Annotated in this window: 6 protein-coding genes; all 6 read left to right on the top strand. The window is 72.2% G+C overall.

Features of this window, described 5'->3' with window-relative positions; translation table 11 throughout:
* The first annotated feature begins 195 nt into the window (after positions 1–195).
* The 6 genes from OG852_RS22285 to tmk all read left to right on the top strand — a co-directional run bounded on the left by OG852_RS22285 (position 196) and on the right by tmk (position 12,593).
* The gene (locus OG852_RS22285) at positions 196–2,601 is read left to right on the top strand and encodes a sodium-translocating pyrophosphatase (RefSeq protein WP_330348766.1); all 2,406 of its coding nucleotides are present in this window, start codon (positions 196–198) and stop codon (positions 2,599–2,601) included.
* A 193-nt stretch (positions 2,602–2,794) separates the two neighbouring features.
* On the top strand, positions 2,795–3,394 hold the full coding sequence (locus tag OG852_RS22280) for a small secreted protein (RefSeq protein ID WP_133910704.1): 600 nt from the start codon (positions 2,795–2,797) through the stop codon (positions 3,392–3,394).
* A gap of 99 nt (positions 3,395–3,493) precedes the next feature.
* On the top strand, positions 3,494–5,023 hold the full coding sequence (locus OG852_RS22275) for a DUF7059 domain-containing protein (protein WP_330348765.1): 1,530 nt from the start codon (positions 3,494–3,496) through the stop codon (positions 5,021–5,023).
* A 628-nt stretch (positions 5,024–5,651) separates the two neighbouring features.
* On the top strand, positions 5,652–5,849 hold the full coding sequence (locus OG852_RS22270; RefSeq protein ID WP_330348764.1) for a hypothetical protein: 198 nt from the start codon (positions 5,652–5,654) through the stop codon (positions 5,847–5,849).
* 292 nt (positions 5,850–6,141) lie between these two features.
* Positions 6,142–8,976, top strand: coding sequence for a type I DNA topoisomerase (topA, locus tag OG852_RS22265; protein ID WP_330348763.1), 2,835 nt, complete (start codon positions 6,142–6,144; stop codon positions 8,974–8,976).
* Between the two features lie 167 nt (positions 8,977–9,143).
* Positions 9,144–12,593: a dTMP kinase gene (tmk, locus tag OG852_RS22260; RefSeq protein ID WP_330348762.1), complete on the top strand. Its 3,450-nt coding sequence runs from the start codon at positions 9,144–9,146 to the stop codon at positions 12,591–12,593.
* The last annotated feature ends 27 nt before the right edge of the window (positions 12,594–12,620 follow it).

Here is a 12,620-nt window from a genome sequence, read left to right as displayed (position 1 = left end):
GCATTTCGTGAAGCAATTCACGATCAATGAGGCGGTCAATAGGCGATCAATGAAACGATCAATGATCGGAGAATGCCCCGAAGGCATTACTGGACGTGTAGGCGAATTCTGTTTACCGCGCACTGTTTTGATCAGGTTCCGGTACCTACAATCCGTCCACAATCTTGAGCTCAGCCCAAACGTCAAGGAGGACGAATGGCGGGGCTTTCTACCCCTCATCGGTTGGACCACCCGACAACCTTCGCGGCCGCAGTGCTGACCGACGGCAACCGCCTGCTCGTGGTGGTCATCGGGCTCGTCGCACTGGCTGCGCTCGTGGTCGCGGGCGTCCTGCTGCGGCAGGTGCTCGCGGCCGGCGAGGGTACCGACAGCATGAAGAAGATCGCGGCAGCGGTCCAGGAAGGCGCCAACGCGTATCTGGCCCGACAACTGCGCACCCTCGGCGTATTCGCCGTCGTGGTGTTCTTCCTGTTGATGTTGCTGCCCGCGGACGACTGGAATCAGCGCGCCGGACGATCATTGTTCTTCTTGATCGGCGCCGCGTTCTCGGCGGCGACCGGCTATATCGGCATGTGGCTCGCGGTGCGGAGCAACGTGCGCGTCGCCGCGGCGGCCCGCGAAGCCACCCCGGCGCCCGGTGAACCGGAAAAGGATCTCACCGCCGTCTCGCACAAGGCCATGAAGATCGCGTTCCGCACGGGCGGCGTCGTCGGCATGTTCACCGTGGGGCTCGGGCTGTTCGGCGCCTCCTGCGTGGTGCTGGTGTACGCGGCCGACGCGCCCAAGGTGCTGGAGGGCTTCGGCCTCGGCGCGGCCCTCATCGCGATGTTCATGAGGGTCGGCGGCGGCATCTTCACCAAGGCCGCCGACGTCGGCGCCGACCTGGTCGGCAAGGTCGAACAGGGCATCCCGGAGGACGATCCGCGCAATGCCGCGACCATCGCCGACAACGTGGGCGACAACGTCGGCGACTGCGCGGGCATGGCCGCCGACCTCTTCGAGTCGTATGCCGTGACCCTGGTGGCCGCGCTGATCCTCGGCAAGGCGGCCTTCGGCGACTTCGGGCTGGCGTTCCCGCTGCTCGTGCCCGCCATCGGCGTGCTCACGGCCATGGTCGGCATCTTCGCGGTCGCTCCGCGCCGTACGGACCGCAGTGGCATGTCCGCGATCAACCGGGGTTTCTTCGTCTCCGCGGTGATCTCGCTGGTGCTGGTGGCCGTCGCCGTCTTCGTCTATCTGCCCGGCACGTACGCGGACCTCGACGGCGTCACCGACACGGCGATCACCGGCAAGGACGGCGACCCGCGGATCCTCGCCCTCGTCGCGGTGGCGATCGGCATCCTCCTGGCCGCCGTCATCCAGCAGCTCACCGGCTACTTCACCGAGACCACCCGGCGCCCGGTCCGGGACATCGGCAAGACGTCCCTGACGGGCCCCGCCACGGTCGTCCTGGCCGGTATCTCCGTCGGCCTCGAATCGGCCGTCTACACCGCCCTGCTGATCGGCCTCGGCGTGTACGGGGCGTTCCTGCTCGGCGGTACCTCGATCATGCTGGCCCTGTTCGCGGTCGCGCTGGCCGGCACCGGCCTGCTCACCACGGTCGGCGTGATCGTCGCCATGGACACCTTCGGGCCGGTCTCCGACAACGCCCAGGGCATCGCCGAGATGTCCGGCGACGTCGAGGGCGCGGGCGCGCAGGTGCTCACCAACCTCGACGCGGTCGGCAACACCACCAAGGCCATCACCAAGGGCATCGCCATCGCCACCGCGGTCCTCGCGGCGTCGGCGCTCTTCGGGTCGTACCGTGACGCGATCACGACCGGCGCGAACGACGTCGGCGAGAAGCTCTCCGGGGAGGGCGCGCCGATGAGCCTGATGATGGACATCTCCCAGCCCAACAACCTGGTCGGCCTCATCGCGGGCGCGGCGGTCGTCTTCCTCTTCTCCGGACTTGCGATCAACGCGGTCTCGCGGTCGGCGGGCTCGGTGGTGTTCGAGGTGCGCCGGCAGTTCCGCGAGCACCCCGGGATCATGGACCACACCGAGACACCGGAGTACGGCAAGGTCGTCGACATCTGCACCCGGGACGCCCTGCGGGAGCTCGCCACGCCCGGACTGCTCGCCGTCCTGGCGCCGATCTTCATCGGGTTCACGCTCGGTGTGGGCGCGCTCGGCGCGTATCTCGCCGGCGCGATCGGCGCGGGCACGTTGATGGCGGTGTTCCTCGCCAACTCCGGCGGCGCCTGGGACAACGCCAAGAAGCTCGTCGAGGACGGCCACCACGGCGGCAAGGGCAGTGAGGCCCACGCGGCCACCGTGATCGGCGACACCGTCGGCGACCCCTTCAAGGACACCGCCGGACCCGCGATCAACCCGCTGCTCAAGGTCATGAACCTGGTCGCGCTGCTGATCGCGCCGGCCGTGATCAAGTTCAGCTACGGCGACGACAAGAACATCGGGGTACGGATCCTGATCGCGATGCTCGCCCTCGCCGTGATCGTCGGCGCGGTGTACGTCTCCAAGCGGCGTGGGATCGCCATGGGTGACGAGGACAACGCCGACAGATCGTCCAAGTCGGCCGATCCGGCGGTGGTTTCGTAGTACGGCCGTCGGGGCCCAGCTCAAAGGGCGGGCGGGAGACGCGCGTTGACGCGTCGCCCGCCCGCTGTGCCGTGGGTGTGCGGAGGTGGTGAGCCTTCTCTCTCTTGGTGCAAATGGCCCCAAACCCATATGGAGCGGGCATTCGGCCTGGGGTTGTCGGCCGGTGGGCGTGTATGTTCCGGGGCCGAGGGCCATGGAAGGGACCAAACCGGTGAACAAGAAGCTCGCGGCCGCACTGTCCGGCGGTGCGGTACTGGTACTGGCGCTGTCCGGATGCAGCAGCGACGAAGGCAACAAGGAGCTCGACGCCTGGGCCAAGAAGGTCTGCGACGCGCTGCCGGCGCAGGACGCCAAGGTCGACGCCGCCAACGCCGCCATCAAGCAGGCCGCCACGGACAACAACGCCCCGGCGAACGTCCAGAAGACCGACTCGCAGGCCTTCCAGGACATGTCCGACGCGTACGCGGCGCTCGCCCTGGCCGTCAAGAACGCCGGCACGCCGCCCGGCGTCGAGGGCGGTGCGAAGAAGCAGACGGACGCCGTCGCGGCGCTCAACACGCTCTCCACCTCCTACGCGGACCTGAAGAAGCAGGTCGACGCGCTGGACACCAAGGACCAGGCCAAGTTCGCCGACGGCCTCGCGGACATCGCCACCCAGCTCGGCACCCTCAGCAAGACCGGCAACACCGCGCTGAAGAACCTGGAACAGGGCGACGTCAAGGACGCCATGGCCCAACAGGACAGCTGCAAGAAGGTCGCCGCGTCGGCTTCGGCCCGCGCGACCACGAGCTGAGCCGACCACGAGCTGAGCCCCGCCATCGAGCTCCGCCACCACTCCACCCGGCCGGGTGGCCGAGCGGGGCCGGGGACAAGTCGCGGGGGAGCGGGGACAATGGGGGGCGTGAGTGACGCCACCCTGTCCCCCCTGCCCTCCGCCGACCGTCCCGAGGTGGCCGCGCGGCTGCGTGAGGCCCTGCTCGCGGCCTCCTTCACCGCCGACGGCCTGCTCGACCTGCTCGGCGCCCCCGCGTACGCGGCCCTGGCGCGCAGCGAGACCGTGCCCGCCCTGAGGGCCACCCGCGGAGACACGCCGCTGGAGACACTCGTCCGCCTCTTCCTGCTCCAGCAGCCCGTGCCGCACGCGCGCGTGGAGGAATTCCTGCCGCTCCGCGCGTGCGTGGAGAGCGGCTGGCTGGTGCACACCGGCGCCGACGAGGTCGCCGCGACCGTGGACGTGCGCCCGTACGGCGGCCCGGACGGCGAGGACTGGTTCATCGTCTCCGACCTGGGCTGCGCGGTCGGCGGCGCCGGCGGCATCGGCAGCCGCGACGAGGGAGTCGTCCTCGGCGTCGGCGGCGCCTCCACGACCCTCGCCGGGATCACCGTCCGTACGCCCGTCTCGTCCGCCCTCGACCTCGGCACCGGCTCCGGCATCCAGGCGCTGCACGCCGCCCGGCACGCGACGCGCGTGACCGCGACCGACCTCAACCCGCGCGCCCTGCACGTCACCGCGCTCACCCTGGCCCTGTCCGGCGCCCCCGCCGCCGATCTGCGCGAGGGCTCCCTCTTCGAGCCGGTCCGCCACGACGAGCGGTACGACCTCGTCGTGTCCAACCCCCCGTTCGTGATCTCGCCGGGCGCACGGCTGACGTACCGCGACGGCGGGATGGGCGGGGACGATCTGTGCCGCTCGCTCGTTCAGGGAGCGGGGGAACGGCTGACCGAGGGCGGGTTCGCGCAGTTTCTCGCCAACTGGCAGCACGTGGAGGGGGAGGACTGGCAGGACCGGCTCCGGTCGTGGGTGCCGCGCGGCTGCGACGCCTGGATCGTCCAGCGCGAGGTCCAGGACGTCACGCAGTACGCCGAGCTGTGGCTCAGGGACGCCGGTGACCACCGGGGCGACCCGGCCGAGTACCAGGCGCGGTACGACGCGTGGCTGGACGAGTTCGAGGCGCGCAAGGTGAAGGCCGTCGGCTTCGGCTGGATCACCCTGCGCAGGACGTCGGCCGCCGAGCCCGTCGTCACCGTGGAGGAGTGGCCCCACCCGGTCGAACAGCCGCTCGGCGACGCCGTCCGCGCGCACTTCGAACGGCTCGACTACCTGCGCGCGCACGACGACGCGGCCCTGCTCGCCGGGCACTTCAGGCTCGCCGGGGAGATCGTCCAGGAGCAGGTCGGCATGCCCGGTGCCGAGGACCCGGAGCACGTCGTGCTGCGCCAGCACCGCGGGATGCGCCGCGCCACCAAGGTGGACACGGTCGGCGCGGGCTTCGCGGGCGTGTGCGACGGCTCCCTGAGCGCGGGCCGCATCCTGGACGCCATCGCCCAACTGGTGGGCGAGGACCCGGTGTCGCTGCGCGACCGTACGCCCGCCCAGATCCGGCTCCTGGTGGAGCAGGGCTTCCTGGAACCGGCGCGGTGAACCCGCCCGCCGCCCGCCCCGCCTGAGACGGGACGCGGCTCCCGGCACCCCCTCGGGGGAGACGCCGGACGGGGGTGCGGGCCGGATCGTGGGCGGCCGGTACCCGCCTGCGACGCACGCCGGGCGCGGGCGGCACGGGCCGCGTCCGGCCGGCGTACGACGGGGAGTTGGCCCGGGCACCCCGGCCTCGAGGCGGCCGACAGCGGTACGGCATGTCTCGTACGGGGCCGCCATACGGCGATCGGCGGGCAGATGGGCCGGTTCCGGGACGCCGGTGTCGACTGTGGGTCGGACGGATGAGCGTCGGTGACTACTGGATCCACGAGGATCTGGAAGAGGGCTGCAAGGCGCTCCTCACGGATTGCGCGCACGGTGGGCCGGGCCGACAACGCGAAGACGACCGGAAAACACCCGTGCCGGGTTCGGTGTGAGGCCCGTCGCAGCCGGATCCGCCTCCGCCGGGTGCCGCAGGAGGCCGCCGGCGGGCCGGCCGCGCGCCCCGTCGGCGGCCCTCCGACCCCGCCCGGGGGTCTCCCGTTCACCTCGGGTTCGCCCGGGCGCCGCCCACGCGTGTCAGCCTTCCCGGGGCGCTGCACGCGCGGGTGGGAGAGAAGGGGGCGGGGCGATCATGGAGAGCGGGCCGGCGATCTTCGCGGGGACGGTGTTCGCCCTGTTCGGAGGCGCGCTGCTGGTGTGGACCGCGGTCCGGGCACGGCATCGCGAACCCGTCGCCCAGGGTGTGAGCCCCGTCGCATCGGCGACCCTCGCGACCCTCGCCGCCGTCGTCGCGCTGGCCGTCGGGGCGTGGTGCTTCACCCGCCTCTGAATCCGCCGGTCGAACCGATGCCGAGGATCCTGCACCGTCCCGTGTTTGAACCGCGTAAGCGCGGTCATGCCGGTAAAGGAGAGGACGGGTTCCGCTCCGGCGGAAAAGGACCGGTCGGCACTCCGGGCGGCAGGAATGGCGGTAGTCGGGTTACCGTTCGAGTGGCCGTTGCGGGCTTTTCCCGTTTGACACGGGGGCGGGATGTACCGTCACACTCCGCAGCGTCACCATGACCCGACCCCGGGAGCAAGGCCTGGGGAGGCCCCAGCGTCGACCGGAGAGAAGAGCGAAGTTGTCCCCGACCAGCGAGACCGCGAAGGGCGGCCGCCGACTCGTCATCGTCGAGTCGCCTGCCAAGGCGAAGACGATCAAGGGTTACCTCGGCCCCGGCTACATCGTCGAGGCCAGCGTCGGGCACATCCGCGACCTTCCGAACGGCGCCGCGGAGGTGCCGGAGACCTACACCGGAGAGGTCCGCCGCCTCGGCGTGGACGTCGAACACGACTTCCAGCCCATCTATGTGGTCAACGCCGACAAGCGGGCGCAGGTCAAGAAGCTCAAGGACCTGCTCAAGGAGTCCGACGAGCTCTTCCTCGCCACCGATGAGGACCGCGAGGGCGAGGCGATCGCCTGGCACCTCCAGGAGGTCCTCAAGCCGAAGATCCCCGTCAAGCGGATGGTCTTCCACGAGATCACCAAGGACGCGATCCGGGCCGCCGTCGCCAACCCGCGCCAGCTCAACCAGAAGCTCGTCGACGCCCAGGAGACCCGCCGCATCCTCGACCGCCTCTACGGCTACGAGGTCTCGCCGGTCCTGTGGAAGAAGGTCATGCCGCGCCTGTCGGCCGGCCGTGTCCAGTCCGTCGCGACCCGGCTCGTCGTGCAGCGGGAACGCGAGCGCATCGCGTTCCGTTCCGCCGAGTACTGGGACCTGACCGGCACCTTCGCCACCGGCCGCGCGGGAGACCCCTCCGACCCGTCGACGCTCGTCGCCCGTCTGCAGACCGTCGACGGCCGGCGGATCGCGCAGGGCCGTGACTTCGACTCCCTCGGGCAGCTCAAGGGCGAGAACACCCTCCACCTCGACGAGGCGACCGCCCGCGCCCTCGCCGCCGCCCTGGAGAACACGCGGTTCTCCGTGCGGTCCGTCGAGTCCAAGCCGTACCGCCGCTCGCCGTACGCCCCGTTCCGTACGACGACGCTCCAGCAGGAGGCCAGCCGCAAGCTCGGCTTCGGCGCCAAGGCCACCATGCAGGTCGCGCAGAAGCTGTACGAGAACGGCTACATCACGTACATGCGTACGGACTCCACGACGCTCAGCGAGACCGCCGTGGCCGCCGCCCGCGCCCAGGTCACCCAGCTCTACGGCGCCGACTACCTGCCGGCCCAGCCGCGCACGTACGCCGGGAAGGTCAAGAACGCGCAGGAGGCGCACGAGGCGATCCGCCCCTCGGGTGATCGTTTCCGCACCCCCGCCGAGACCGGGCTCACCGGCGACCAGTTCAAGCTCTACGAGCTGATCTGGAAGCGGACCGTCGCCTCCCAGATGAAGGACGCGACCGGTAACAGCGTGACCGTGAAGATCGGCGGCACCGCCGCCGACGGCCGGGACGTCGAGTTCAGCGCCTCCGGCAAGACGATCACCTTCCACGGCTTCCTGAAGGCGTACGTCGAGGGCGCCGACGACCCGAACGCCGAGCTGGACGACCGCGAGCGCCGGCTGCCGCAGGTCGCCGAGGGCGACGCGCTCAGCGCCGAGGAGATCACGGTCGACGGGCACGCCACCAAGCCCCCGGCCCGCTACACCGAGGCCAGCCTGGTCAAGGAGCTCGAAGAGCGCGAGATCGGCCGCCCGTCGACGTACGCGTCGATCATCGGCACGATCCTCGACCGCGGCTATGTGTTCAAGAAGGGCACCGCGCTCGTCCCGTCCTTCCTGTCCTTCGCCGTGGTCAACCTCCTGGAGAAGCACTTCGGCCGGCTCGTCGACTACGACTTCACCGCCAAGATGGAGGACGACCTCGACCGCATCGCGCGCGGCGAGGCCCAGTCCGTGCCGTGGCTGAAGCGCTTCTACTTCGGCGAGGGCGGTGGCGAGGGCGGCGCCGCCGACGCCGGCAACGGCGACGGGGACCACCTCGGCGGCCTCAAGGAGCTCGTCACCGACCTGGGCGCGATCGACGCGCGCGAGGTGTCGTCGTTCCCCGTGGGCAACGGCATCGTCCTGCGGGTCGGCCGCTTCGGGCCGTACATCGAGCGCGGGGAGAAGGACAGCGAGGGCCACCAGCGCGCCGACATCCCCGAGGACCTGGCGCCCGACGAGCTCTCCGTCGAGCTGGCCGAGGAACTGCTCGCCAAGCCGAGCGGTGACTTCGAGCTGGGCGCCGACCCCGAGACCGGCCACCCCATCGTCGCCAAGGCCGGCCGCTACGGCCCGTACGTCACCGAGGTGCTCCCCGAGGGCACCCCGAAGACCGGCAAGAACGCCGTCAAGCCGCGTACGGCCTCGCTGTTCAAGTCGATGTCCCTCGACACGGTCACCCTGGAGGACGCCCTCAAGCTGATGTCCCTGCCGCGTGTGGTCGGCGCGGACGCGGAGGGCCAGGAGATCACCGCGCAGAACGGGCGCTACGGGCCGTACCTGAAGAAGGGCACGGACTCACGGTCGCTCCAGACCGAGGACCAGCTCTTCACGATCACCCTGGAAGAGGCGCTGGCGATCTACGCCCAGCCCAAGCAGCGCGGCCGCGCCGCCGCGAAGCCGCCGCTGAAGGAGCTCGGCGAGGACCCGGTCAGCAAGAAGCCGGTCGTCGTCAAGGACGGCCGCTTCGGGGCGTACGTCACCGACGGGGAGACCAACGCGACCCTGCGCTCCGGCGACAGCGTCGAGGAGATCACCCCGGAGCGCGGCTTCGAGCTGCTCGCCGAGAAGCGCGCGAAGGGGCCCGCCAAGAAGACGGCGAAGAAGGCGCCCGCGAAGAAGACCGCGACCACGGCCAAGAAGGCGGCTCCGGCGAAGAAGACGGCCGCCAAGAAGACCGCCGCGAAGAAGACCACGACGGCTGCGACGGCGAAGAAGACGGCCGCCAAGAAGACGACGGCCTCGCGGACGACGACGGAGGACTGAGCCGGCTGACGGACCGTCGGCCGGGCGGACCTAACAGGTCGGGTCCGGTCACGATTTCCCCACAGCGGCTTCACGACGCGAACGCCCCGGCATCACTTTGGTGTCGGGGTGGTCGTACACCAGGACGGGCACCCCTGGCTGTCAGTCGCTGCCGATAGGCTGAAAGCATGACGCGAGCCGAGCAGCCAACGGCCCTCCCGCCGGCACCGGACGACGCCCTGGTGGCGGACTCCCGCGAGCGCGCCGTGCGCGCCCTGTTGCGCGAGCCCCAGCTCAAGCGGCTGTGGAGCGCGCAGTTGGTGGGCGGCGTCGCGGACGCCCTGGCCGTCCTGGTGTTCGTCCTCCTCGTCCTCCAGGCGGCCATCGCCGAGGGCTCGTTCGGGGGCGGCTACCGCGGCGTGGCGTTCGCGGTGGCGACCGTGTTCGCGGTGCGGATTCTGGCCACCCTGCTCTTCGGCGCGGTCCTCCTCGGCCCGCTGACCTCGCTCACCTCCCCGGAGGGCCCGCTCGACCGCCGCTGGACCATGGTCGGCGCGGACGGGCTGCGTGCCGCGCTGCTGCTCGTCGCGCCACTGTGGATCGACTGGACGCCCGACGACGCACTGGCCTTCCTGCTCGTCACCGTGTTCGTCACCGGTGTCGCCGAACGGTTCTGGACGGTCGCCCGGGAGAGCGCGGCCCCCGCCCTGCTGCCCGCCCCGCCGCTGGAGGGCGCGACGGTACGGCCGCTGCCGGACCACATGGAGGCCCTGCGCCGGCTGTCGCTGCGCACCGGCTTCGTGGCGATCCCGCTGGGCGCAGTCACCCTCGTCGTCGCCGCATTGTTCAACAATCTGCTGGGCGCCGGGATCGCCTGGTTCGCCCAGCACCAGGCGGCCCTCGCCTCCTACGTCGCCGGAGGACTCTTCGCCGGGTCCCTGTCGGTCGTCGTCTTCCTGGAACTGCCGTCGGTGCGCACCCCGCGCGCGCGGTCCCCGCTGGAGGGGCTGCGCCGCCCGAAGACCGCCACGGGCGTCGACACCGGCCGCACGGGCGTGATCCCGCTGCTGGTCCTCGCCTGCGCCGCCGTCGCCGCCTCCATCGCCGCCGCCGTCGCCGTCGCCGTGCTGCACGCCAAGGACCTGGGCGGCGGCCCCGTGCTCTACGGGCTGCTGGTGCTCGCCCTGACCGGAGGGGTCGCCCTCGGCATCCGTACGGCGCCGAGGGTGCTGGTGACGCTGTCGCGGCGCCGGCTCCTCGCGCTGGCGATCGCCTTCACCGGCGTGGCCCTGCTGGCCGCCGGACTGGTCCCCGATGTCACCAGCGTGCTGCTGATCACGGGTCTGGCCGGAGTCGGCGCGGGGGTCGCGGCGAACACCGGGCACGCGCTGCTCGACCAGGAGACCGAGGAGAGCCGCCGTACCCGCACGACGGAACACCTGCACGCGGTGGTGCGGGTCTGCGTGGCGCTGGCCGCGGTCGGCGCCCCCCTGCTCGCCGCGCTGATCGGACCGCACCGCCTGGAGAACGGCAAGTTCGTGTTCGCGCACGGCGGCGCCGCGTTCACCCTGATGCTGGTCGGAGCGCTGCTGCTGCCGGTGGCCGCGCTGGTGCTGGCCAAGGTCGACGACCGCTCCGGAGTGCCGCTGCGCCTCGATCTGCGGGACGCGCTGCTCGGCGGCGACGACCCGGCGGTGGCCCCGGCCGCGAGCGGCTTCTTCATCGCCCTGGAGGGCGGCGACGGCGCCGGCAAGTCCACCCAGGCCGAGGCGCTCGCCGAATGGATCAGGGCCAAGGGACACGAGGTCGTCCTCACCCGCGAGCCGGGCGCCACGCCGGTCGGCAAGCGGCTGCGCTCGATCCTCCTCGACGTCTCGAGCGCCGGTCTGTCGCACCGCGCGGAGGCCCTGCTGTACGCGGCGGACCGCGCGGAGCACGTCGACACGGTCGTCCGGCCCGCCCTGGAGCGCGGCGCGGTCGTCATCAGCGACCGGTACATCGACTCGTCCGTCGCCTACCAGGGCGCCGGCCGCGATCTGTCCCCGACCGAGATCGCCCGCATCTCGCGCTGGGCGACGGACGGCCTGGTGCCGCATCTGACGGTGCTGCTGGACGTCTCCCCGGAGGCCGCCCGCGAACGCTTCACCGAGGCGCCGGACCGTCTGGAGTCGGAGCCCGCCGAGTTCCACGCGCGCGTGCGCTCCGGCTTCCTCACGCTCGCCGCCGCCGACCCCGGCCGCTACCTGGTGGTCGACGCGGCCCAGGAGCCCGAGGCCGTCACCACCGTCGTACGCCACCGGCTCGACCGGATGCTGCCGCTGTCCGAGGCCGAGATCAAGGCCCAGGAGGAGGCGCGCAAGAAGGCCGAGGAGGAGGCCCGCCGCAAGGCCGAGGAAGAGGCCGCCCGCAAGGCCGAGGAGGAGCGCCTGGAGCGGGAGCGCCAGGAGCAGCTCGCCAAGCTGCGCGCCGAGGAGGAGGAGCGCAAGCGGCGCGAGCTGGAGGAGGCGCAGCGCCGCGAGGCCGAGCGTCAGGCCGAGGAGGCCCGGCTGCGCGCCGAGGAGGCCCGCAGGCGAGCGGAGGAGGAGCGTCAGCGGCTCCTCGCCGAGGAGAAGGCCCGCGCCGAGGCCGAGGCCCGCCGCAAGGTCGAGGAGGAGCGGCGCAGGGCCGAGGAGGAGCGGCAGCGCAAGCTGGCCGAGGAGGAGGCCCGGCGCCGCGCGGAGGCCGAGGCGGCCCGCCAGGAGGAGCAGCGCAGGGCCGAGGCCGCGCGGCTGGAGAAGCAGCGCAAGGCCGAGGAGGCCCTGCTGCGGGCCGAGGAGGCGCGCCGCGCGGCGGAGCAGGCCGCGGCGGCGGCCCAGAGCGGCCCCCGGTCCAGGCCGCCGGCCGCCCCCGCCGGCCCCGTGGCCCCGGAGGCGGCGACCGTGCCGACGCCGGTGGTCACCCCGACGAACGCGTCGGGCGGGCCGGTGGAGGAGACGGCGGTCCTGCCGCGGGTGCCGATGCGCAAGAAGCCGGTGATGGAGAAGAAGCCGGTGGAGGACCAGCGGCCCGTTGCGGGCAGGAGGCCGGTGGAGGACACCACTCCGCTGCCCAGGATCCGTATGGACAAGGAGCCGGAGCCCGCGCGGGACGCGGGGGCGGCGGGTAAGGGCTCCGACGCCGAGGTGACGGCGGAGCTGCCCCAGCCCCCGGCGCCCACCGTCGGCCCCGCCGACGAGACGGCCGTACTGCCGCCCGTCGCACCTCCCGGGGCCGCCGACGAGACGGCCGTACTGCCGCCCGTCGCACCTCCCGGGGCCGCCGACGAGACCGCCGTACTGCCGCCGGTGCGGGACGGCGGCGCCGTGGACGAGACGGCCGTCCTGCCGCCGGTACGGCAGGACGCTCCCGCGGACCGGATGCCGCCGGGGTTCTTCCGCGACGAGCGGGAGGCCGCACCCGACGGCTCCGAGAGCCGTACGCGCGAGCTGCCCCAGGTCGACGAGGCGGGCGCGCCCCGACGGCGGCCGCGGTCGGACTGGGCCGAGGAGACCCCGCTGGACGACCTGCCGTCCCTCGCGGACGAACTGCTGGGCCCGCACCGGGACGACGACTTCGACGAGGACCAGGGCGGGGGCCGCGGACGGGGCCGACGGCGCTGAGCGTCCCGCAGGGCTGAGCATCACGGG

Origin of the sequence: Streptomyces sp. NBC_00582, assembly GCF_036345155.1 — a bacterium.
GTDB lineage: Bacteria > Actinomycetota > Actinomycetes > Streptomycetales > Streptomycetaceae > Streptomyces.
The sequence above is the reverse complement of the archived record's forward strand: the minus strand, read 5'-3'. Positions and strand labels throughout refer to the sequence as shown.